Below are 23,937 nucleotides of genomic sequence, written 5' to 3' on the forward strand. Positions count from 1 at the left end.
CCTCGAACACCGGCTCGACCGGATCGCCGCGATCACCGAACTGTGATCAGCGCGCCAGGTAGGGTCGATCACACGTCTGTGGGCGGTCTCGCTGGTGGCCTGCGTCGGGTAACCCGCGCTCGGGGGCCGGGGCGGGCACCGGATGGTGGAGGCGGTAGAGCCGCGCGTAACGCGCGCCCAGCGCGAGCAGTTGAGCGTGGGTGCCGACCTCGGCGACCCGGCCGTCGGCGAGCACGACGATCCGGTCCGCCCGCGCCGCCGTCAGCAGATCATGCGAGATGATGAGCGTGCTCCGGTCGGCGATGAGCCGCCGCACCGGCCCCAGGAACCGCTCTGCCGACTCGGCGTCGAGGCCGGCGGTGGGCTCGTCGAGCAGGAGCAGCGGGGCGTCGCGCAGCATCGCACGGGCGATGGCCACCCGCTGGCGCTGCCCGCCGGACAGCAGCCGCCCACGCTGGCCGACGCGGGTGTCGTACCCGTCGGGCAGGGCCTCGATGAACTCCGCCGCGTCGGCCGCGACCGCCGCGCGCCGGATGTCGCTGTCGGCCGCATCCGGCCGCCCCCACGCGATGTTGTCCCGCACCGTGCCGTCGAGCACCAGGGTCTCCTGCAGGACGACAGCGATGTTGCGGCGCAGATCGGCGAGGCTGTACTCGCGCAGGTCGTGCCCATCGAGCAGTACGGCACCTCTGGTGGGGTCGTAGAAGCGCAGGACGAGCTTGCCGAGCGTCGACTTGCCTGCCCCACTGTCGCCCACCAGCGCAACGACCTCTCCGGGCGCCAACTCCAGGGTGACGTCGACCAGCGCAGGCTCCTCCGCGCCGGGATAGCGGAACGCCACGCCGTCGAGCCGCAGATCGCCCCGGCTACGCCGCAGGGGCATCGGCGCGTCGGGTTCGGGAACGGTGGGCCGCTCGTCGAGCAGTTCGAGGATCCGCTCGGCGCCGGCGGTGGCGGCGAACAGGGAGTTCGTCAGCCTGCCCAAGCCGCGGATCGGGTTGTTCAGCTGGGACAGGTAGGCCATGAAGACCAGCAGCCCGCCGAGGGTGATGCGGCCCTGGGCGAGCTCCCACACCCCGAGGGCGACGACCACCAGGATGCCGAGGACCGAGACGAGATCGACGAGCGGGGCGAAGATCCCTTGGAGCCGCGCGGTGGTCATCTGCGCGGCGAAGCTGCCCCGGTTCTGCCGGTGGAAGCGCTCGATCTGGGCGTCCTGCTGGTTGTAGGCCTGCACGAGCGCGGTGTTGCCGAGGCTCTCCTCGGCCACGGTACTGATCGCCCCATCCCGCCGCCGGGTCTCGCGCGCGGCGTGCTTGAGCCTTCGGGAGAAGTACCGGGCAATGCCGAGGAACAGAGGCGCGCCCACCAGCGATGCTGCTGCGAGGCGCCAGTCCAGGACGAACAATGCCGTGCCGAACAGGAGGATCCGGAACACGTAGGAGACGAGCGCTGTGGGGCCGGCGAGGATCAGGCGTTCCACCGCCGACACGTCCCCTGTGAGCCGGGACAGAATGTCGCCGAGCGGGCGCCGCTCGAAGTAGCTCAGCGAGAGGTTCTGCAGGTGTGCGAAAGTGCGGGTTCGCAGGTCGACCAAGAAGCGCTCGCCGATCCAGGTGGACAGATACCGGTCGGCGAAGCCGAGCGCGCCGCTGACGAGGCAGAAACCCACGAACGCGGCCGCGACCATCGGGAACAGGCGGTAGTCGTGTGGCGTCAGCACATCGTCCACGACGATTTTGAACAGCCAGATCTCCGCGGTCGTCACCGCCGGGGAGATTGCGACCACCACCAGCGTGAGTGCGAGCCACCACCGGTATCGGCGGGCCATCGGCCAGAACCGGCGCACGATCTGCCGCAGCCGCACGACCGGCGCCTCGGCTACGCCTTCCGCGCCGGCATCGCCCCGTGACGGCACCGTGGGAGATGCGGCATGCGGCGACTCGCACCGGGCGACGCGACACGCCCGGCTCGGAGGCCGGGCCGGGCGCCCGATCGCCGGATCGGTCATCGCTGGCTAGTATCCGCTGTCGCGGTATCCGTCCCGGTCACGGTCCCAGTCGTCGTAGCCGTCGTTGTCGCGGTCGCAATAGCTGTCGCTGCGGGAACACTGGTTGCTCAGTCCCAGCCAGCCCAACAGGTAGTCGAACAGATTCATCTCCTGCCCTCCTTCTGCTCCTTTGCCCGAGACGACCCCAGCGTCATCACGGCGCCCCGAGCGTCCTCTGTGGGGCTGTGCTGTGTTAGCCCTCGATCGGGAATTCACTCGTTCCCGCAACGATGGGTCACCACGGGCGCCCGGATCGCGCAACTCCCCGCTGATCGGGCCCCGCCTGCTTCGGCGAACAGACCAGGCAAGTGCGGGGGAATGGAGGGGAAGAGGCGTCCGCCCGAGGCTTCCACCGGCGTGCTGTTCTTCCATCAGGGTGCGTGGGAACCGGCAATAGCGGTCGACCTCCTCGGTCGTCTGCGAACTCTTTTGTGCCCGCTCTGGCCGCCGCCGAGCCACCACTTGGTGGAGGGAGTATCGCCGCCCCCGAAAATGGCCGCCCGAATGCGCACAGACGCTCACAGCTCATGACCGGCAACGTGTGGGAATGGTGCCCCTCCACTGACCACGTCAGGATCAGGCCGGGCCGCGGCCCCCGGCCTCCCAGTGCCGGGACGGCAGCTGCACCAGCACCAGGGCGAACGCGGCGAGGATCGTGTTCTGCAGAGCGGGCTGCAACCCGTTCCATTCCGTGGACTCCCACATCGCGAACCACTCTCCGCCGATGGCGATGAACCCACCCGCGAACAGCACCACGATCATGAGCAGGCCGAGGGTCGCGACCTGCCGCGCGCGTTCGAAACTGCTGCTGCGGCGGAACGCGACCCCCCACAACACCACGGCGTACACCAGCACGGCCGTCGTCAGCGCCTCCCAGATGATAACGCAGACGTACACCGCGTCCTGTAGCGCCGGGTTCGTGATCGCCCGCCACATGACGTGGGGATCGTGGAACGTCGTGTCCATTGCGAGAACGTGCTGGACGAACTCACGGTTCGTGCCGAAGTCGGTGATATTGCCGAACACGACCAGCAGCATGTACAGCGCGAGCACCGACGTCATCACGGTGGCCGCCGCTGGCAGGGTGCCGAACCCTGACAGCGGCGGCCGCCGCGCCCCACGCGGCGGAACGTCGTTCATCAGCGGGCGCCACCCACCTTCACGAGGGGCCGGGTGCGGTCGTCGATGAGGGCCGTGGCCGGGTTTCCCGCCCACCGGGCGTGGGGTGGGACTTCCTCGCCCTTCATGAGGAACGAACTCGTCTCGAGCACCGAGTCGTCGGCCATCGTCACGCCGTAGTGGACGAACGCGCCGACCGCGAGAGTGCACCGGGCGCCGAGCGTGATGTGGTCGGACTTGAAGGCGCCGTCCTCCTGGGAGTGGCACTGGAGGGTGGTCGACGCGTTGAGCGTGCAGTCGTCCCCGACATGGGTGAGCGTCCGCTCCGTCAGCACGGCCCCGTCGTCGAAGACCCGGCGTCCGATCTTCACCCCGAGCAGTCGCCAGGCCAGGTTCTTGAACGGGGTGCCGTTCAGGATCAGGAGGTACGCCTGCGCCGGGACCTTCCAGTACCGCTCGTGGCGCCAGAACGCGCGGTCGTGGATCGAGCAGTACAACGGCTCCAGGTCCTGGAATCGCTTGACGAGCCGCTCGGCCAGCGTCCAGTACACGATGCTGAACAGCACGGAGACCACGCCCGCCAGCGCGATCGCAATGTCGTCCCACCCGTAGTAGAGCACCGCAGCGAACGAGTCGATCATCAGGACCCCGAAGAAGAAGGCCCAGCGGGACAGCAGGTACAGCGCCATCGTGACGAGGTTGTGCCTGTTCTTGGCTTTGAGGCGGCGGCGCAGTTCGACCCGGGTGATGTCGTGCAGTCGGGTGTCCCGCTCCACCGATCGCGGGATCTCGAAGCTGGGCGCTCCGAGCAGCCCGGTCCCCTCCCGGACCTTGCCGCCGACGGGGATCATGACCTTCGTCGCGAGAAGGCAGTTGTCGCCCACGGTGCTCTGCGCAGGGTAGGCGATGTTGTTCCCGAGGAAACTGTGCCCGCCGACCGTCGCCCGGGACACTTTGAAGGACGTGCTCGAGAAGTCGGCATTGATGATCGACAGCCCGTCGGCGACCATCGTTCCGCTGCCGATCGTGGTCAGATACGGGTTCTCGTGCCGCACGTCCGTGCCGAAGTTCGAGCCGCTCTGCACCACGGTGGACAGGTCGTACCCGACCCACTGCAGGTAGTTGACGATGTAGGAGCTGTCGCCGAAGAGCCACACCAGGAACCGGATGTTGGTCATGCGCGCGATCGCCTTGTGGATTCCGTAGTGGAAGCCGTACAGCGGATACACCGTGTCGGGCTTGATCGCGCGGTTCAGCAGACGGGGGACGGTACCGACGAAGAGCAGGCTGACCACCACGTACGCGGCGAAGAGCACCGCGGAGACCAGCAGCACGTTCTCGTAGAACCGCCAGGTGGTGAACGCGAGGGGGCCCGGGTTCAGGAGTTCGTTGAGCTGCGGGACCCCGACGAGCAGCAGCACTATGCCGCCGACCAGCACCGGCACGACCAGCACGAGCACGGTCAGCAGTTGCGTGATGCCGAACATCGTGGCCCGCAAGGCGGCCCCCGGGGCCGCGTCGACCACGCGGTAGTCCACCTCGGCGCGTTGCCCGGGTGACCCGTGCCAGCTCTCGCCCGCGGGCACGGCCTGCCCGCGGTGCAGGGAGGACGCATGACCGAGCTGGGACCCGTCACCCATCGAGGTGTCGATGTCGATCACGGTCATCTCGCCGACGAACACGTCCTTCCCGAGGGTGACCGCGCCGGTCTGGATCATCCCGTCGTGGGCCCGGTAGCAGGAGATGAAGGAGTCCTTGCGGATGACCGAGCCCGCACCGATGGTGAGCAGGTCGGTGCACACCGGGAAGTTCCGGGAGAAGATCGTGACGCCGGGCCCGATCTTCGCGCCGAGAGCCCTCAGATAGAAGTTGAGGATCGGCGACGCTGTGCTCGACCGCGCTCGGCCGCCGATCAGCAGGAGCAGCGGGTTCGACCGCACCAGCGTCTTGACGACCCAGAAGCGGACGTAGCCGAGGCTCCAGACGCGGAACTCCTGTGGCTTCCACCGTCCGATGAGCACCCACTTCGCAACGATCGGAAGGACGCACAGAGCGATCACGCTCACGTCGCCGAAGAGGATCGACCGCAGGTAGACATCGCCCACACCGGAGCCCGCGGAGATCCAGTCGTAGCCGAAGTTCGCGATGTATCCGGCGAGGTAGGAGTAGCCGAGGAAGATCAGGAGCTGCAACGCTCCGCAGAGGACGTACTGCCGAGAGCTCGCTCGCGGCGGGGTAGGGGTGGGCGTCGTCTCCTCGGCCGGGGCCTGCCGCTGTGCCGGCACCGCGACTCGGGCGGGGGCAGGTGCTGGGGCCGGCGCGGGAACGGCGTCCCTGAACGCCGTGGCGAGGCTTCTGACGGTGGGGTGGCGGTAGATGTCCTTCATGGACACCGCCGGCAGATCCGGTCGTTTCCTGATTCGAGCGCAGAACCGGGCCATCACCATCGAGTCGGCGCCCAGGTCGTCGAAGAAGTTGCTGTCGACGGGCACCTGCTCGATCTGTGCGATGTCGGCCAGCAGCTCGGCGAACTTCCGTTCGGTGTCGAACTCTGGCCGAGGTCGAGGCCGAGGCCGAGGCAGAGGCCGCGGCCTCTGCGAAATAGTCATCAGAGGTGCTGTGACGGCCGCCCAATCCTGAGCCGAATCTCCCACGGACATGAGCTCCTTAAGATCAATGCCGCAATTCCGGGGCGCGTTACGGGCTCGCGAGAAGCCCGCGCCGAACTGCATGACAGTGCGTCCGCGCAACCGGGTGTCAAGCGGTGCGCGGCTGGGAAACCGGCCGGTGCAATGGGGAGTGGCCAGTGGACGAGCGGGGGCGAGAAGAAGGCCGGTTGGCTGTCTGTGCTGCGACCGTGCGGCGCGTGGACTCGGGCCGGCGATGTGGGAAGTCAGTGCATGCTGCGCTGATCAGGCCGATGACAAGGTGAGATCAGGGGGTCGTCCTACGTGGAACACCAGTAGATATCGCGTCGTGACCGGTGTGGACGGGGCGCATATACGTATGGCGGGGGTCGGTGCCGGAGATCAGATGTGCATGCAAAGCAACGCTCCACCACGATAAGTTGAATTGCCAAGTGTCGGGTCCGTCTCTGGCTCCGGCTCGTTATGTCGCGGCGAAGCCTAGCTCGCCGCGCGACAGCGCGCCACAACGGTGAGTGAATTGTCGGAAATTAAATGTACGTCCAGTTGTGCAGCAAATAATGGGACGTTTACCGACGAATCCGGATCCGGCAGGGTGGGCGCGTCGCGGCGGGTGGCGCGGAAACCGATACTACGGTGCGAAACCGTGAATACGGAGCGCTTCGGTGAAGTCCGGTCCGAGATTGTCACGAACGGCGTGAATGCCCTGGTTGATCTCGCTGCCGCGCTCCAGCTCGATCACAGCGGGTGATCGCGGTCCGCCAACCCCTGTTGAACGGGCGGCAACCGGGCGCGGCAGATGATCGAGTGTCCGGCCCGTCGAGAGATGGAACACGTTCATCGCAGCGCAGGCTCCACGCGGTACATCACCTGGCCGAACTCCACGAGCTGAGCATCCTGCACACAGACCTCGACGACCGTGCCCCGCACGCCGGCCGACACGGCGTGAAAAGTCTTCATCACCTCGACGAGCGCGACGGTGGTGTCCTCCTCGACGAGCGCGCCGACCGTCACGAACGGTGGCTTCCCCGGCTCGGACTGCGCGTAGAAGATCCCCATGGTCGGGGCGGTGATCTCCACCGAGCCGGCTGGGGGCGCGACCACCGGAGCCACCGCGTCGAGGGGCGTCGGTGCGATCGCGGCAGGGAGCACCTGGGGCGCTCGTGTCGTGACGGGGGCGGCGGGGGCGCTACCGGACGACGGCGGCTCGCCCTTCCCGATCGTGACCTTCAGCTCGCCGATCTGCAGCTCCAGATAGTCGAACGACGAGCCGTCCAGCGTCTCGACCAACCGGACGACCTGCTCGACGTCCGAGTCGCTCAGAGAATCAGTCATGTCAGCTCCCCTGCGTGGTGGCGGCAGCGCCGGCTCGGTTCTGGACGGTGATCGTGTCGCTGCCGCGCTGGACGCGCACGTACCTGATCCCATTGCTCTGTGTGAGCCGCTCCACGAGCGTGAGCAGCGGCATCCCGGTGGAGGAGTAGCGCCGCGGCGCCCCCGCGGCACGCATGGCGTCGATCTCGGAGGTGCCCTGCATGATCACGCGCAGCAGCAGTTCGTCGTCGGACAGACCGGGGGCGCCGATGCTCTGCCGGACGTCGTGGAGGGACACGTCCTCGATGGGCCGCTCGTCGAGGATCGCCAGCTCCTGGGCCCTCGGCATGGCGAGGAAGCGGTCCTTGAGGTTCTGGTCCATCCAGGTGTAGCCGGAGTCCTCGCCGTAGCGGCCCGCGGCGAACCGCACCAGCTCGTCGATGACGACGCCGTAGCGCTCGCCGGAGGCGACGTTGATCGCCGCCTGTGTGGCGACGTACTGCGAGAACGGCGTGATCATGATGGGGAAACCCAGGTCCTCGCGGACCTGGACGCATTCCTCGAGCACCTCGTCGAGCCGGTGGTCCATCCGGATCTCGGCGAGCTGGAACCGCAGGTTGGAGATCACGCCGCCCGGGATCTGGTGGCGGTAGTGGTTGAGGTCGTGGGTCAGCGGCACGCCGACGGGCAGCGCGTCCTGCTTCGCGAACTCCAGCAGCCGTCCCGAGATCGAGGCGAGCAGCTCCTCGTCGACCGTCGGGGTGAAGCCCATGAGCCGTGCGTTGCGGGCGACGTCGAGCACCGACGGCTGCGCCGAGCCGTTGGCCAGCGGTGGGATGCCGCAGTGCAGCGTCCGCACGCCGAGCTTGAGCGCCTCCAGGTACACCAGCGGCGCGAGTCCGGTGGTGCAGTGCGAGTGCAGCTCGACGGGGATGCCGTCCGCCTCCCTGAGCACCACCGGGAGCAGCGTCCGAATCCGGTCGACGGTGAGCAGGCCACCGGCGTCCTTGAGGTAGATGACGTCGGGGCGGTACGCCGCGGCGCGGCGGGCGGTGTCGGCGAAGTGCTCGTCGGTGTGCCGCGGCGAGATCGTGTAGCAGACGGCGATCGCGATCTGGAGTCCCAGCTCGCGTGCCAGCGGCATCATCCTGGGGAACTGCCGGGAGAGCTGGTCGGCGGTGTTGGCCATGAACTGGCCGCGGTTGAGCACCCCGATCTCGGCGAGCCTGCGGGAGAAGAGCTCGCCGAGCACCGGGGGAGTGGGCGTGCCGAAGCCGTTGAGGCTGCCTCCCGCACCGCCCATGCACGACTTGGGTGTCCGGGAGATCCTGCGCGCGAGCATGCGCATGGTCTCCCAGGGGTCTTCCTTGAGGTCGCGCACCATCTTCTTGAAGAAGATCGCGTTGGCGGGCACCTCGATCACGTCGAACCCGGCGTTGTCGAGATCGCCTGCGAGGGCCTCCATCATCCCGTGGCGGATCCCCATCGCCCACAGGCTCTGCGACCCGTCACGGAACGTGGTGTCGAGGAATCGGACCTCCTGCGTGGGTGCGCTCACCAGGCGTCCTGCATGACACCGACGGAGTCGGCGACATCCACCCGCATGTCGGTGAGTCCGAGCACCTCGTCGACCGTGAAGCCCCTGGCGACCTCGTCGAGCCGGAAGCGCCCGCTCGGCATGCGGGTGAACAGCGCGAGATCGGTGGCGACGACGTCGACGCAGCCCGGTGCGGTGACGGGGTACGAGCACTCCTCGACGAGCTTCGGGCGGCCCTTGCTGTCGAGGTGTTCGAGAGTGGCGATCACCCTCTTCGCGCCGACCGCGAGGTCCATCGCCCCGCCGATCCCCCCGCCCGGACGGCCCGGCACCGCCCAGTTCGCGAGGTCGCCCTGCCCGCTGACCTGGTACGCGCCGAGCACCACCGCGTCCAGCCTGCCGGACCGGGCGATCTCGAAGGAGGTGACGCTGTCGAAGAACGACGCTCCCGGCTCCAGCGTGATGAAGTTGCCGCCGGCGTCGTGATGGTCGGGATCCCGCTCGCCGTTCGTGACGAACCCGCCGTACTTCAGCACGCCGTTCTCGCCGTGCAGGACGACGTTGCGGCCACCCAGGAAGTTGGCCACCAGGTTGGGCAGCCCCGCGCCCAGGTTGATGATGCTCCCGGGTTCCACGAGCATCGCGACGCGGTGGCCGATCTCCTCGCGGGTCAGGCCCGGCTTGTCCGCGTAGAGCCGCCCGCTCTGGGCCGAGCGGGCCGCGCGGCGCGGGAGGTTGCCGACGTCGATGTGGACGGTTCCCACGACCACCCTCGCGACGAACACCCCGGGCAGGTCGATGTCCTGCGGGGCGATCTCGCCGACCTCCACGATCTCGTCGACCTCGATGATCGCCACCCGGGCGGCCTTGGCGAAGCTGTCGTTGAAGTTGCGGCTCGCCCCACGGAACTGCACGTTGCCCATGCGGTCGGCGCGCCAGCCGCGCAGCAGGGCGTAGTCGGTGCGGATGCCGTGTTCGAGCAGGTGCGGACGCCCGTCGAAGTCGCGCACCTCCTTCCCCTCACCGACGAGGGTGCCGGCTCCGGCGGGGGTGAAGAAGGCCGCGATGCCCGCGCCTCCCGCCCGCATCCGCTCCACGAGGGTGCCCTGGGGGACGATCTCGAACTCGAGCTCGCCGGCGAGGATCTGCTCCTCGGAGATGGTGACGGGGCCGGGTCGCGACGAGAACGAGGCCACCAGCTTGGCCAGCTGCCCGTTCTCGGCCAGCAGCTGCGCGGTCGGCTGCCCGGGCACCCCGAGCCCGTTGCAGTAGACGGTCAGCCGCCGGGCGCCCTGGTCCCGCAACGCCGTGATCAGGCTCGACGGGAAGCGGTGCGTGACCCCGAACCCCGCGATGGCGACGCTGGACCCGTCGGCGATGTCGGCGACGGCAGCGGCCGGTGAATCGAAAACCTTGTCCACACTTCTCTCCTGGAATGTCGTTCCGGGCCCCTAATGCCGAGGAAACGCGACACTAGGAGGACTTCCAGGTGCCTCCCCAGAACAGCTCGCTGGACAGGTACCGGGACACGCCCTTCACGTTCGGTCTGGCGATCGCGGCCTTCGCCGCTCTGGCCATCCAGGCCACGGCCAGATCGCCGTTGAGCAGCTCCTGCGCCTTCTGGTAAGCCGCGATCCGCTCCGCCGGGTCGGTGGTGCTCGTGGCCTCGTCGAGCGCGGCGTCGACCTCGGGGTTGGAGTACTTGCCGTAGTTGTTGATCCCGCCCGTGTGGAACTGGTTGTACATGAACGGGTAGGGGTTCTCGTACGGCCCGCTGATCCAGTGCAACATCTGGAAGTTGCCGCCCTGCACCACCGTCGTGATCACGGTGGCGATGTCGTCGAGCTGCAGCTTCACGTTCAGCCCGACCGCTGCCCACTGCGCCTGCAGGAATGTCGCGAACTGGACGTTGTTGGGCGAGGTGGCGTCCTGGAACGTGAAGTCCGGGTTGCCGCCGGAGGCGCGGTAGTCGGCGATCAGCTGCTTCGCCTTCTCCGGGTCGTAGGTCGGGTAGGAGTCGGCTGCCTTCCGGCTGAAGTACTGGTCTCCCTCGGCGAAGGCGGTGGTCGCCAGGTCGCCGGCGTCGCGGTACTGGGTGGCGTTGAGCGCCTTCGGGTCGATCGCCCGGATCACGGCCTCCCGCATACGCGGGTCGTCGAAAGGCTTCTTGGAGAAGTTGAAGTACAGGAACTCGCCGTCGCCGCCCGGGCCGTAGTACGTCTCGAGGTTCTGGTCCAGTGACGAGCGCTGGGCCTCGGTGAAGAAGCCACCGATGTTGAGGTCGATGTCGCCGTTGGCGACCGACGCGTAGCGCGTCTCGGTGTCGGGGAGCGGCCGGAACTCGATGCCGTCGAGGTAGGGCTTGCCCTTGTCCCAGTAGCCGTCGAACTTCGTGACGACGATCTTGTTGTTCGGGATCCACTCGACGAAGCTGAACGGACCGGCGCCCACGGGGTGGCGCCCGTAGTCCTCGCCCCACTTCTGCACGGCCGTCGGCGAGGCGATCGTGCCGAGGTTGCCCGAGGAGAACGGCAGCGCGAACGACACGGGGAACGAGCCGGTGGGCCGCTTGAGCACGAACTCGACGGTCAGCGGATCGACAGCCGTCATCGAGTCGATGGGTTCGGTGTAGAGATGTCCGAGCGCCGTGGCCTTGTCGCGCTGGCGGGCGACGTTGAAGATCACCGCGTCGGCGTCGAGCGGCGTGCCGTCCTGGAAGGTCACTCCTTCGCGCAGCCCGAGCAGCCAGGTCTTGCCGTTGTCCGCCGTCGTCATCGACTTGGCCAGGTACGGCTGCGGGTCGCCCTTGCTGTCCATCTTGAGCAGCGAGTCGTAGACCGCCGACGCGATGAGGTTGGACCCGACGGTCGGGTCGAAGGACCGGGCCTCGGTGTACATCCCGACGATGAGTGTTCCGCCGCTGGTCGGGGTGCCCTCCGCGGCGGGGTCACCCCCGAACGGCTGGGACGCGTCCAGCCCGGCGGTGACGGTGTCGGGCCGTTCGCCGGCCTCACCACACGCGGTGCCCATCAGGGACAGAGCCAGAAGCACTGCCAGACCGTGCAGTGCACGAACGCGCCTCGTTTGCGATCTCACGGACCACATCACCCCGCTCGAGCTGTCCCATACAACGCCGTAGTGGACCAACCCCGACGAAATCGGCAGCTGCAGCCAGACGGGTGCCCGTGGCCCGGGCAATCAACTGGGGGAGCTACGACTTCGACGCGTTTACCGGCTCGGTGAACCGATCGTGACCATAACAGGCAGCGAGATTGTTCACAATCGTGTTGCCAATATATACGTTGCGCCGGCCCGGGTCCGATGATCGACCCGGGCCGGCGCGGTACGTGGTCGTCAGGCGGCCTGCGCCGAGACGAGGTGCTGGGCGAGCTGGGAGGCCTGATCCCGGATCTCCGGGACGGCGAGCGACTCCCACAATGCGCCCTTCCTGGGCGGGCCGACGGCGTACATCCCGGCGACGACGGCGCCGGTGTCGTCGAGGAGCCGGCCGTCGGGTGTGCAGGCCAGACCCAAGCCGAGTGGGTCGGGGGCGACGGTGCCGCGGTCGACCAGCCTGCGCAGGAGCGGGTCGACGGTCCGTGCGACGTCGTTCAGCGGACCGGTGCAGTTGACGACGGCATCGGCATCGAGCGCGCCACCGTCCAGTCCCACCCGGCAGCGGGAGCCGAGATCCTCCACCGACTGGAGGCCGCCGCCGTGCACGGAGAGCCGGCCTGCGTCGCGGTAGGAGCGGATCCGGGCCGCAGGCGCAGGGGCCATCCGGTGGCGGCGCACGTCCCAGTCGCGGGAGTGGGCGGCGAGGAATCGGCGACGCTCCTCGAGGTCGAGGCGACCCCACATCCACGCGGTGCAGCTCCGCAGGCCGTCGATCACCGCGCGCCAGTTCACGCCCCGGCGTGCGGCGACCTCGATCTGGTTGCAGACCAGTTCGGTGAGCCCGTCCGCCGTCAGCGGCCCCAGCGGGGGGATGGGGGAGACCCAGTCGGTGAGGGCCTGCGCGAGGTGCGTGCGCGGCAGTTCGCCGTGGCGGCTGACCATCACCACTCGGCGCCGAGGAGTGTCGTCCAGGAGCGTGATCGCGGCATCGACCGCGGTCAGCCCGCTGCCGACGAGCACGACCGTGGCGTCGTCGGGCAACGCGGTGAGCGCGTCGAGGTCCCAGGGGTTGCGCACATGCCACGCGGCGTCCGGGAGCGGTCCGGCCGCGGTGGCCAGCTGCCGGGGTGCGGGGTTGCCGTAGGCGAGCACCACCGAGGAGGCGTGCGTGGTGGTGTCCCCGGCGGTGAGCGTGAAGCCGCCCCCGTCGACTACGACATCCTCCACACGCTCCGTGACCACTCTCAGCCGACCGTCACCGAACTGCGCGACCAGGCTCCGCAGGTAGTGCCCGAACACCATCCGCGGCACGAAATCGGTCGGCTCCACCGCGTAGCCGGCCTGCCGGGCCCACGCGACGAAATGCCCCGGCTCCTCGGGGAACGCACTCATCACCTGAGCCCGGACGTTGAGCAGGTGCCGCGGGTCCGTGGTGCTGTACGCCGCCCCGAGATGGCGCCGGCTCGCCTCGGACTCGAACACCACCACCCGCAGATCCGGGTCTGCTCGCAACAGGTGCACCGCGGTCAACGTCCCGCTCGCACCTCCACCGATGACTGCGATGTCTGTCCGGAAATCACTCCGAACGCCGGATTCCGCGCCTCCGACGATCCCCACTGCTCGACTCATGTCGCCCCCTCAGGATCCCGCAACGGCTAATGACCGTACATTACGTCGGGCGCTCCCAATATGTGAACGAGAGGCTGGTCACGGGCTTGTGTTAGCTCCCGGAACAGGGGATTTGACCGTCTGTGGCTCGACCGGACAGACGCCGTCGTGAGCCGGATCGCCGGAGCCCGGCCCGCGGGAACCGCAGGTGGCCGGGTGCCTCCCCAGTGTGCGTCCGGCCGGAGAACTCGGGCGACGCCCCGAGCGTCGTGGCCTGGGTCTCTTCTGCCGCCTCGGGAACGGCCGGGCCCCGTAAACGCAGAAACTGCGCAGTCGGGAAGAATCCCTCACTGCGCAGAAACGGCCCGAACTTGCCGAGAACGTGCTGGTCAGGCTGCTGGCGGAACGCCGGCCAACTCCTCGGAGAGCACGTCCTCGCCGTAGAGGTCGTGCACCCAGTTGGTCTGGTAGACGGTGTCGAGGTAGCGCTCGCCCAGGTCGGGGGCGAGGGTCACCGAGGTCAGGTCGGGCGAGCCGTGCTGCTCCAGCCAGCGCACCGCGCCGCTGACGGCCGTGCCGGTGGAGCCGCCGAACAGAAACCCGCGGCGGGCCAGCTTGTGGCACGTCCGGATCGTGTCGGCCTCCTCGACGTGCACGACCTCGTCCACGTACGAGTCGTCGAGCAGCGGGGGACGAACGCTCGTGCCCAGGCCGGGGATCATGCGGCGCGCGGCGGGGGTACCGAAGGTCACCGAGCCGACGCTGTCCACGGCCACGATCCGGACCGACGGGTGGTGCTCCTTGAAGAAGCGCGAGCAGCCCATGAGGGTGCCGGTGGTGCCGGCCCCGATGAACAGCACGTCGAGGTTCGGGAACTGGCGAGCGATCGCCGGCCCCGTCCTACGGTAATGCGACCGCGCGTTGCCGGGGTTGGTGTACTGGTTGAGCCACACATAACGATCGTCGGACGCGCACATGGCGCGGACGTAATCGATTCGCGCGCCCAGCAAACCGCCGGAGGGCGACGGCTCGGTGACGATGTGCACCCGGCTGCCCAGCGCCTCCATCAGGCGCCTGGTTGCCAAGTTGCAGCGCGAGTCGGTGACACACAGGAATCCGTAGCCCTTGCTCGCCGCGATCATGCTGAGCGCTACGCCCAGGTTCCCCGACGACGACTCGATCAGCACGGAACCCGGCCTGAGCAGGCCTTTCCGCTCGGCGGCCTCGACCATCTCGGTCGCGGCCTTGAGTTTGATCGAGCCGGCGAAGTTGAAGCCCTCGCACTTCAGGAACAACGACTGCCCGAACATCGAACGGAGGTCGATGTAGAGCTCGTCCTCGTTGAATTCGTGAGGTGCAGAAATGATCGGCATAACGTCCTCCGCGACGCAGAAGCACTGGCGGGGGCCGGTGCGGTGATGGTCTTTTCTCGGTTCGGGACCGTGGTCCCGGCTGGCTTTCTTGCTCGTTCGAAGACTGCCGTCCGCAATGCCCCCGAACCATCGGGGCGCCCCCCGTCCTGGGAGGGAGCCCCCCCAAGTCCACGTGGGGTAGACCCCCGCCCCGGGCCCGGCCACGAGGCCGGGAAACTCCTGGTCTCCGGGCTCGGGGGAGCGTGATGTGGGGCGTGAGCTAGGGTTTCGCATGACTCGCTGCCCGCTTGCACCGAGGTTCGGCTCGGCGTCGGCGGTCGGCCGGTGGGGCCGCCCCGCTGCTGCTCGGGGCCGGTAGGCGAGCGGCAGTCGGCGCCCCGAGGATCCGGCGCCTGACACGTCCGTGCGCCCCAACAACCGGCCGGATTCTCGGGCTCCCTGGACACCTGGCCGGCTGCGGATGCCGTGTGGGGTCAGGACCAGCGCGCTCCCCGCCACCGCCTGCCGCCCCAGCCCCGACTCCGCGGGCAGGTCAGCCCGCAGCCGCAGCCGCGGTGGCGGCAGGGACTCCCGCAGCCCACAGCTTCGAGACCGGGTAGCCGAGGGTGGGCGCTTGGCGAGGAGGCCCGGGGCGCCGGGTCGTAGCCGGCGTTGGTCATCGGTTCGGTGCCGACCAGCCGTCCCTGGCCCTGCTGTGGGTCCCCGTTTGGTGATCAAGCCGTGGCGTCGGAGGGTGGTTGCTTGGCGAGGGGGTCGGGCTGCCGGGTCGCCCCGGCCGTGATCATCGGTGTGGGCCCTTCGGCTGTGTCCGGCCCTGCTGCCGGTCCCCGTTTGGTGATCAAGCCGTGGCGTCGGAGGGTGGTTGCTTGGCGAGGGGGTCGGGCTACCGGGTCGCCCCGGCCGTGATCATCGGTGTGGGCCCTTCGGCTGTGTCCGGCCCTGCTGCCGGGACCCGTTTCGTGGTCAAGCCGCGGCGCCTGACGGGTGGCGCCCCGGCTCGGGGTCGAGCGCGGTCTTGATCACGAGATCGGGCCCAGCCGCTGCCCTCGACACGGCTGTTCGTCCCGTTCGGCGATCAAGATTGGGCAGCCGACGGGGTGGCTACCGGCGCGGGGCGGGCCGCCGGGGTTGTCCGGGTCTTGATCATCGGTTGGGGCCCGTCAGCGGTGCCTGGCCCTGCAACTGACCCCCGTTTGATGATCAAGGTTCGGCATCGGGGCAGCCACCGGGTGTGCCGCCGATCGGCGCCGGCCACCGGCTCGATGATCCGGGCTGAGCCGCGGGGCGCCCGGCGCGTTGGCTGGGCGGCCGGGGCTGTCCGGGCCTTGATCATCGATTGGGGCCCGTGAGCGGTGCCTGGCCCTGCTGCTGACCCCCGTTTGGTGATCAAGGTGCGGTACTGGGGCAGCCGCCGGGTGTGTGGCCGATCGGTGCCGGCCACCGCCTTGATGATCCGGGTTGAGCCGCGGGGGTCGCCCGGCGCGTTGGCTGGGCGGCCGGGTTGTCCGGGTCTTGATCATCGGTTGGGGCCCGTCGGCCGTGCCTGGCCCTGCTACTGACCCCCGTTTGGTGATCAAGGTGCGGTACTGGGGCAGCCGCCGGATGTGTGGCCGATCGGCGCCGGCCACCGGCTCGATGATCCGGGCCGGGCCGTTGAGCCGCGCCCGGCACACCTCCTCGAACCCCGTGTGGTAATCAAGCCGCGGCGTCCGAGTGGTGGCCGCCCGGTGCGGTGGTCGGTCGGGGGGCCGGCGCGGTCTTGATCATCGGGCCACGCTGCACCTGGCACGGCTGTTCGTCCCGTTCGGCGATCAAGACCGGACAGCCGAGGGGTGGCTACCGGCGCGCGGCGGGCCGCCGGGGTTGGCCGGGCCTTGATCATCGGTTGGGGCCCGTCAGCGGTGCCTGGCCCTGCTACCGACCCCCGTTTGGTGATCAAGGTTCGGCATCGGGGCAGCCACCGGCTGTGCCGCCGATCGGTGCCGGCCCTCCTGGCTTGATGATCCGGGCTGAGCCCGTTGAGCCGCGCCTGGCGCACCTCCTCGTCCCTGTGTGGTGATCAAGGCGCGGTATTCGGGCGGGCCGTCGTCCGGCGTGAGGGCCGATCGGCACCAGTGCGGCCTTGATCATCGATTGAGGCCGCCAGCAGCACTGGACACGGTTGCTCGTCCATGTTCGGTGATCAAGCTGCATCAGCCGAGGGGCCGCCCGGTGCGGGGCTGGGCTGTCTGGGGCTTGATCACCGGTTTGGGCCCGTCGGCCGTGCCCGACCCTGCTACCGACCCCCGTTTGGTGATCAAGGTTCGGCATCGGGGCAGCCGCCGGGTGTGCGGCGGATCGGTGCCGGCCACCGGCTCGATGATCCGGGCCGGGCCGGGCCGTTGAGCCGCGCCCGGCCCACCTGCTCGTCCCTGTCGGGTGATCAAGCTGCATCAGCCGAGGGGCCGCCCGGTGCGGGGCTGGGCTGTCTGGGGCTTGATCATCGGTTGGGGCCGGTCGGTCGTGCCGGACCCTGTTGTCGGGCCCCGTTTGGTGATCAAGGTGTGGCATTCGACCGGGCAGCCGCCTGCGCGGGGGGTCGATCGGTGCCGGCGCAGCCTTGATCATCGGTTTGGGCCTGTCGGCCGTGCCTGGCCCTGCTGCGGACCCCCGTTTGGTGATCAAGGTGTGGCATTCGAGGGGGCAGCCGCCTGCGCGGAGGCCGATCGGTGGCGGCGCGGCCTTGATCATCGGTTCGGGCCTGCCGGCTGTTGCCGACCCTGCTGCCGGCCCCCATTCGGTGATCAAGCTGCGGCAGCCGCCACAGTCACCCTGTGAGGGGGCCGAAGGATCATCGGTTCGGGCCTGTCAGCCGTGCCCGGCCCTGCTGCCGGCACCCGTTTGTCGATCAAGGTCGGGCGTCGAGGGTCGGCTACGTCGTGGCCATCTGGGCCGTACCCAGCACGTGTGGGGTGGAGGGTTGGGTGAACCGGATGTCCGGGAACCGGAGCCTGCGCAGCTCGGTGACCTCGAACCCGGCCGTGGCGATCGTGCCGACCGGGTCGGTGGCGGTGTGGCAACCGCCCGCGATCCGTGGCCAGAAGGTGGCGTCGACGATCTTCTGCACGGCCCGCAAACCGGGCGTGGGGGCGATGGTGTGCTCGAGGAACCGCAAGCTCCCGTTCGGGCGCAGAACCCGGCGGACCTCGGCCATTGCGGCGGCACGGTCGGGCAGCGAGCACATCACCAGGCACAGCACTACGGCGTCCACGCTGTCGTCCGCCAGCGGTACCTGCTCGGCACGCCCGGGCGTGACGGTCACCGGCACCGGCGCCGTGGCGGCGGCGCCCTCGGCGTGGGTGCGCAGGTAGGGCTCCGGTTCGACCGCGACCACCTCGCTGACGGTGCGCGGGTAGTGAGCGAAGTTCAGGCCGTTCCCGGCGCCCAGCTCCACCACGCGCCCGGACAGGCCCGCGAGCAGCTCGGTACGCAGGCCGGACATGCCCTCGGCCTCCATCCGCCGGCTCATTCGCGCGTAGATCCAGCTGAACATGGGGTGGCGCAGGTCGGACGGCGAGGAGTTCGCAGCGGTCATGGCGTGGCTGTCCTTTCGCGCAGCAGGTCCCGCCGCCGCTGCACGGCGGTGGTCGGGGCAGCAGCGACGATGACGAACCGGACCAGGAAGAACGATCTCCCTTTCGGCACGGCGATGGCAAGACGTCGTCGGCAACGTTCTCCGACGATTACTTCGCGCCTCCCGCCTTCCGCCCCGCAGGCGCCGCTGCTCCTACGCCACGACTGCCGGTCCCGGCATCATGCGCCCGCAGCCACCGACGTCCGTGCAGGCAGCACCGTGCTGAATCGCGACGGTTGCAGCAGCAGCGCCAGCACGGTCGCGACGGCGGATCCGAGCACGATCTGGATGAGGGCAGCGGCACCCCAGGACCAGGACTGCGCGAGCGAGCTGAAGAGAAGGCCGGCGAACGCGGCTGGAATGTAGATGCCGGTGACGAAGATCCCCGCGGTGAGACCCGCGCGGCGGCCCTCGACCGACTTCACCAGGGACCCCGCGAGCAGGACGAACGCGCCTGCGCTGAAGGCGATCCCGAACATCAAGGCGAATACGACCTGCCACGCCATGTTGGCGGGACCGAGGAACACGGCTGCGCCGGCAACGCCTGTGAGCGCGAAGGATGCGGGCAGCACGATCCGTGGGGAGAGTCGGTCACCGAGGTGCCCGCCGTAGAAGGAGAGCAGCGCGCCGGCACCGGAAATCCCGGCCACCAACCCGGCTTGCGCGGCCGTGTAATGCAGGGCGGTCTGCATGTACGTCCCGTACATGCCCAGGAAGCCGAAGTCGACCAGGCCACCGATCACGGTCATGACGACCAGCAGGACGGTGTTGCGGTTGAGCAGCGTGTCGGCGCCTCCGACGACCCGGTGGCTGTTCCGGGCGTGCGCCCGTCGTTCCGTCAGCCACGGCCGCGCGAACACGGCGATGGCCACGGCCACGATTCCGCCGAGCACCGCGAAGACGATCTCCGGCAGGCGCCATTGGCCGGTGCGCGTCAGGAGTGCTCCGCCGAGTGTCGGGCCGATCAGCGCGCCGAGGGCGAAACAGATGTTGATCGTGCCGATCGCCATCCCGCGGCGCGCCGGGAACGCCGTGGCCGCGATCGCGATGAGAGCGGTGAACTGCATCGACTCGCCGACGCCCGAGAGCACCCGCCACAGGGTCATGTCCCAGATCCCGAACGAGAGCGTGGTCAGCCCGGTGGCGGCGGAGAAGATCACTGTTCCGGCGAAGACCGTCCACTTACGGCTCACGCGGTCGATGAAGTATCCGGACGGCAGGCCCAGCACCCCGATGCCCAGCGCGAAGATGGTGGACTGCAGCCCGGCCTCCGTCGTGCTGAATCCGTAGTCGTTGCGCACCGCCACCAGGAGCACCGGGAAGACCTGCCGGTCCATGGCGTTCACCAGGTACGCGAGCAGGAGGAGAACGAATATCGCGCCGGCCGCGTAGCTGCGCTCCGTGCCGGCCCGGCCGCTCGTCGTGTCGGATTCGATGGTGTTGCTCACCTCGAACACCTCCTTCGATTCCCTGCGCGATCGGCGAGGCATGCCGACGACGAGGTCGGCGCGGGGAAATGTGGGCGCGTGCTGGTTGCGGTGGCTAGAAGACGTCGCGTGTCTCGAGTGGCCCGTCGCCGACCACGGCCGTTGCGTCGATCTCGATGAGCAGGCCCGTGCCCACCAGCGCGTTCACTCCGACATGTGTCCGAGCCGGCCGATGGTCGCCGAAGAACTCTGTGTAGGCCCGGTTGACCTCGTCCTGCTGGTCCATTCGCGTGTTGTAGATGACGACCTTCACGATGTCGGTGACAGCAGCGTCTGCTGCATCGAGGGCGATACGGAGGTTGTGCAACGCGCGAACGGTCTGGTCGTAGAGCCCGGCCGGTACGCGGAGCTCGTCCTCGTCGTGCGGATGCTTGTGGACGAGGGGAAAGGCCGTCGCTCCGGAAATCTGCACGGTGCGCGGATTCGCGCCGGTGCTCACGGCGATGCTGAACGGCATCTCGTTCGGGTCGGCACCGCCGGTGATGATGGTCGTCATCGCACTCTCCACGGATCGAGGTGGACGGGGGAGCTGCCGCCCGGGGCGTCAGGGAACCGGGACCACGGTGTTGGTGAGCGTTCCGATGCCCTCGACCTCGACCTCCACGACGTCACCCGCAGTCAGGTAGCGAGGGGCGTCCATGCCCCATGCGACGCCGGACGGCGTACCGGTCGCGATGATGTCTCCGGGCTGCAGCGTGAGCCCCTGGCTGATGTTGCTGACCAGCGTGGCGATCCCGAAGAGCAGGTTGCGCGTGTTGTCGTGCTGCCGTATCTCGCCGTTGACCCGGGTGGTGAGGTCGAGCGCCTCCGGCTCCTTGATCTCGTCGGTGGTGACGATCCACGGCCCGCACGGCGCGTAGCTGTCGGCCGACTTGCCTCGGAACCACTGCAGATGAGCTTGCTGAACATCGCGTGCGGTGACGTCGTTGACGATCGTGTAGCCGAAGATGTGGTCGAAGACGGCGTCCGCCGGGATCGACTTGCCGCCGCGGCCGATGACGATCGCGAGCTCGCCCTCGTAGTCGAGTGCCTTGGTGAACTCGGGATCCTGGATGATGTTGCCGCCGTCGCCGACGAGAGCGCTGGCAGGCTTGGTGAACCACACCGGCCGCTCCGGCACGGAGAAGTCGGTGCGTCCTTCGGCTCGCGCCCCCTCGGCGACGTGCTCACGGTAGTTCTTGCCGACACACAGCACGTTCTTCGGCGGGTGGGGTATCGGGGCGTGCAACGTCGCCGAAGCGCGCGGCACCGATTCGCCTCGCTCGAGCGCGACGAGCTCGTCGGAGGTGAGCGGCGTGGCGATGACACTGAGCGCGTCCACTGCCGATTCGCGGCCCGGCAGCGTCCGGACGGGAGCCAGACCGCTCTCGAACACCACGGCGGCCGAGGTGGTGCCCGACCACTCGATGGTCGCGATTCTCACGAGTCCTCCAGGATGGCGAACAGCCGGGCCGGGGACCCATCGCAGTCGGCGAGCTTGTAGAACGCGGCGTAGATGGTGGCGTCGGTGTTCCGGAGCAGGTGGAGCTGGGTGGCGTGCTCGACGAGGTACACGCCGCCGCCGAGCAGGATCCGGTGCACGACGAACTCCTCAGAGGTGAAGTCGGTCTTCCTGGCGCACTCCTCCTCGAAGAAGTCGAAGACGACCGCGGTGGGCTTCTTGGTCAGCAACCACTGCGCACCGCTCTCGGCGAGGTAGGGCGACTCGGTGTAGTACCGGGGGAAGCTGCCCCACATCCGGTCGGTCCAGCCGGTGGCCAGCACGGCGACATCGCCCTCCCGGATGCCGGGGTCGGCCGTCTCGAGGTCGTCCCAGGTGACCGGCTCGCTCGGCTTCTTGTCGAGCTCGAAGAGCGCTACCGGTCCGGACAGGTCCTGCAGAGAGGCGTCGCTCGTGGTCGACCCGTCCTCGTAGCAGTGCAGGGGCGTGTCGATATGCGTGCCGGTGTGGACGCTCGCGTGAATGGAGCTCACCTGCCAGAAGCCAGGCCCTCGGTGGAAACGCTCGATCCCCACTTTGACGTTGGTGGACGGGGGGCCGACTGTTTCGGAGGAGACCTCAACGCTGAGATCGATCATCTTTCCTGGCATGTGGCATCCTTTGCTGTCAGACTTGGTATACCAAGTGTATCAACAATTGATGATTAACTTCCTGAAATGGGGTCGGCGCCACATTCCGCTTCAGCGGCGGCGGCCCGCGGAGTTCAGGCGATCGCGCTCGGCGTCGGGTCGTGATGGGCCACATAGACCTCACAGGCTCGCTCGATGTGCCGACGGGCGATCGCTGCTGCACCGGCCGCGTCGCCCTCGGTGATCAGCCGCACGAGCTCGTCGTGGTGCAGATGAATCTCGGCCACCCACGCGTCGTCGTCGACGATGTTGCTCAGAGCGGAGATGGCGATGCGGCTCCACAGGCGATCCAGCGAGTCCTGGAGGAACGGATTCGCGGCCAGGACGCCGATGTACTCGTGGAACTGGTGGTTCACTTCCGAAACCCCAGCCAGATCCCGGTCGGCTGCCCGGTCCTTGATCGCATCTGCGCGTCGACGGAGCTCGGTGAGCTGGGAACGGGTGAGCTCGCCCTCGGCGCAACGAGTGGCCGCCAGCTCCGCGGCGAGCGCCTCCAGCACGGCCCGCACCCGGTAGACGTTGCCCACCTCGGCGGCCGAGATCGTGGCGGCCGCGAGACCGCCGTGGGCGGAGACCGGCACCAGAAGGCCTTCGTTCTGCAGCCGTTTGAGCGCCTCCCGAACCGGTGTTCTGCCCATTCCCAGCTGGTCGCCGAGCTGACGCTCGAACCACACGGCGTCATTGTTGGCGCGGTTGCGCAGCACCAGGCCGTAGATCGCCCGGTAAGCAATATCCGCCTGACTCTCGACCCCTTGGCCGACCGCCGATCTCGGGCTCATGGCGCGAAGTATACCCAGTGCACCGCGAATATCTTCGCACTGCTTTTGGCGCCGACGGACGGGGATCGAAGCAATCGCGGGGGGCCTCACGATCTCGCGGACAAGGCCCGGCTGCGCCGATCCGCCGGTGGGGAGCAGGATGTTCGGACTCATCGGTGTGGCTCTACGTATTCGAGCCGGCAGCTGAGGCTGCGTGCGGTCCCGGCGATCGAGGCCAATGCGTCCTCACCGAGCGTTTCGGCGACCATCGATCGGACGGCAGGAGGCTCCATGTCGAACGGGTAGTCGGTGCCGAGCACGAGCCGGCTCACCCCGACGATCGACGCGAGCGCGCTGAGCACGGCGGGGCTGTAGACGACGGTGTCGAAGAAGAACCTGTCGAGGTACTCATCGGGGCGGCGGAGCAGGTCCGGCGCGACCCCGCGTGCCGTCCGGCCGTGCGACAGCCGCCCGACGGCATAGGGCAGGTATCCGCCGCCATGTACCAGTACGAAACGGAGCGCGGGGTGGCGGTCGAGTACTCCCCCGAAGATGAGCGAGCCGGCCGCGATCGTGGTGTCGAACGGGTTGCCGAGGAAGTTCGCGAACTCGTGGGTGTGCAGTCGATCCACTGCCGCGACGTTCACCGGATGCAGTTCGACGGGCGCGTCCAATCGCTCACTGGCCCGCCAGAACGGTGTCAGCCGCTCGTCGTCCAGGTATCTGCCGTTGATGTTGGTGCCGATCATGCTGCCCACCGCGCCCAGCCGAGTCACGGCGTCCTCCAGCACATCCGCCGCGGCGTCGCCCCACGGGAGCGGCACGCTGGCGAAGAAGCCGAAACGGTCGGGCCGGGACGAGATGGCCTCTGCCATCCCCTCGTTGATGCTCCTGTGGAAATCGGCCGCCAGCTCCTCCGGCAGGTCGTAGCCGAACATGTCGATCCATGTCGAGAGCACCTGGACGTCGATCCCGCACTCGTCGAGATGGCGGAGCCGGTCGTCGAGATCCGCCATCGCCGGCTGCATCGTGCGCGAGGTGCCGGTCGGGAAGGTGAACCGCGGTCCGCTCTCCTCGTCGGAGACCGACACTGCCGGTGCGAAGTCGCCCGCCCGGATGCGGGCGATGGTGGCGGGCGCCAGATAGTGCGCGTGAAGATCGCGGAATTCGGTGGTTTCCATGTTCT

At 68.6% G+C, this 23,937-nt stretch carries 18 protein-coding genes; all 18 read right to left on the reverse strand.

Features of this window, described 5'->3' with window-relative positions; all coding sequences use genetic code 11:
* Positions 1-46: 46 nt before the first annotated feature.
* The 18 genes from MMF94_RS00940 to MMF94_RS01025 all read right to left on the reverse strand — a co-directional run bounded on the left by MMF94_RS00940 (position 47) and on the right by MMF94_RS01025 (position 23,932).
* Complete coding sequence (locus MMF94_RS00940) at positions 47-1,867, reverse strand: ABC transporter ATP-binding protein (protein WP_241034259.1); 1,821 nt, start codon at positions 1,865-1,867, stop codon at positions 47-49.
* A 150-nt stretch (positions 1,868-2,017) separates the two neighbouring features.
* Entirely contained in the window at positions 2,018-2,158 is a 141-nt protein-coding gene (locus MMF94_RS00945) for a hypothetical protein (RefSeq protein ID WP_241034260.1), read from the reverse strand.
* A gap of 468 nt (positions 2,159-2,626) precedes the next feature.
* Positions 2,627-3,190 carry a DUF2165 domain-containing protein gene (locus MMF94_RS00950; RefSeq protein ID WP_241034261.1) on the reverse strand — a complete coding sequence of 188 codons (564 nt, stop codon included), beginning with the start codon at positions 3,188-3,190 and terminating at the stop codon, positions 2,627-2,629.
* On the reverse strand, positions 3,190-5,778 hold the full coding sequence (locus MMF94_RS00955) for a Pls/PosA family non-ribosomal peptide synthetase (protein ID WP_241034262.1): 2,589 nt from the start codon (positions 5,776-5,778) through the stop codon (positions 3,190-3,192). The genes MMF94_RS00950 and MMF94_RS00955 overlap by 1 nt, the downstream gene beginning before the upstream one ends.
* A gap of 667 nt (positions 5,779-6,445) precedes the next feature.
* Complete coding sequence (locus MMF94_RS00960; RefSeq protein ID WP_241034263.1) at positions 6,446-6,655, reverse strand: hypothetical protein; 210 nt, start codon at positions 6,653-6,655, stop codon at positions 6,446-6,448.
* The gene (locus tag MMF94_RS00965) at positions 6,652-7,149 is read right to left on the reverse strand and encodes an acetyl-CoA carboxylase biotin carboxyl carrier protein (RefSeq protein WP_241034264.1); all 498 of its coding nucleotides are present in this window, start codon (positions 7,147-7,149) and stop codon (positions 6,652-6,654) included. Before MMF94_RS00965 ends, MMF94_RS00960 begins: the two co-directional genes overlap by 4 nt.
* A 1-nt stretch (position 7,150) precedes the next feature.
* Entirely contained in the window at positions 7,151-8,686 is a 1,536-nt protein-coding gene (locus tag MMF94_RS00970) for a hypothetical protein (protein WP_241034265.1), read from the reverse strand.
* Positions 8,683-10,086 carry a 3-oxoacid CoA-transferase gene (locus MMF94_RS00975; protein ID WP_241034266.1) on the reverse strand — a complete coding sequence of 468 codons (1,404 nt, stop codon included), beginning with the start codon at positions 10,084-10,086 and terminating at the stop codon, positions 8,683-8,685. Before MMF94_RS00975 ends, MMF94_RS00970 begins: the two co-directional genes overlap by 4 nt.
* A 52-nt stretch (positions 10,087-10,138) precedes the next feature.
* Entirely contained in the window at positions 10,139-11,716 is a 1,578-nt protein-coding gene (locus MMF94_RS00980) for an ABC transporter substrate-binding protein (RefSeq protein ID WP_241034267.1), read from the reverse strand.
* Between the two features lie 303 nt (positions 11,717-12,019).
* Entirely contained in the window at positions 12,020-13,411 is a 1,392-nt protein-coding gene (locus MMF94_RS00985) for an FAD/NAD(P)-binding protein (protein WP_277398633.1), read from the reverse strand.
* A gap of 368 nt (positions 13,412-13,779) precedes the next feature.
* Positions 13,780-14,763, reverse strand: coding sequence for a 2,3-diaminopropionate biosynthesis protein SbnA (gene sbnA, locus MMF94_RS00990; protein ID WP_241034268.1), 984 nt, complete (start codon positions 14,761-14,763; stop codon positions 13,780-13,782).
* Between the two features lie 2,911 nt (positions 14,764-17,674).
* Positions 17,675-18,337, reverse strand: coding sequence for a class I SAM-dependent methyltransferase (locus tag MMF94_RS00995; RefSeq protein WP_241034269.1), 663 nt, complete (start codon positions 18,335-18,337; stop codon positions 17,675-17,677).
* Positions 18,338-18,555: 218 nt separating this feature from the next.
* Positions 18,556-19,824: an MFS transporter gene (locus MMF94_RS01000; protein WP_241034270.1), complete on the reverse strand. Its 1,269-nt coding sequence runs from the start codon at positions 19,822-19,824 to the stop codon at positions 18,556-18,558.
* A gap of 94 nt (positions 19,825-19,918) precedes the next feature.
* A complete protein-coding gene (locus tag MMF94_RS01005) occupies positions 19,919-20,359 on the reverse strand; it encodes a RidA family protein (protein WP_241034271.1) in 441 nt (146 codons plus the stop codon).
* Between the two features lie 48 nt (positions 20,360-20,407).
* Positions 20,408-21,286: a fumarylacetoacetate hydrolase family protein gene (locus MMF94_RS01010; RefSeq protein WP_241034272.1), complete on the reverse strand. Its 879-nt coding sequence runs from the start codon at positions 21,284-21,286 to the stop codon at positions 20,408-20,410.
* Entirely contained in the window at positions 21,283-21,954 is a 672-nt protein-coding gene (locus MMF94_RS01015) for a cyclase family protein (protein ID WP_338104142.1), read from the reverse strand. Before MMF94_RS01015 ends, MMF94_RS01010 begins: the two co-directional genes overlap by 4 nt.
* Positions 21,955-22,067: 113 nt before the next feature.
* Complete coding sequence (locus MMF94_RS01020; protein ID WP_241034273.1) at positions 22,068-22,925, reverse strand: GntR family transcriptional regulator; 858 nt, start codon at positions 22,923-22,925, stop codon at positions 22,068-22,070.
* A complete protein-coding gene (locus MMF94_RS01025; RefSeq protein WP_241034274.1) occupies positions 22,922-23,932 on the reverse strand; it encodes an amidohydrolase family protein in 1,011 nt (336 codons plus the stop codon). The genes MMF94_RS01020 and MMF94_RS01025 overlap by 4 nt, the downstream gene beginning before the upstream one ends.
* Positions 23,933-23,937: the final 5 nt, after the last annotated feature.

Source organism: Pseudonocardia alaniniphila (assembly GCF_022524485.1).
In the GTDB taxonomy this organism is placed as follows: Bacteria; Actinomycetota; Actinomycetes; order Mycobacteriales; family Pseudonocardiaceae; genus Pseudonocardia; species Pseudonocardia alaniniphila.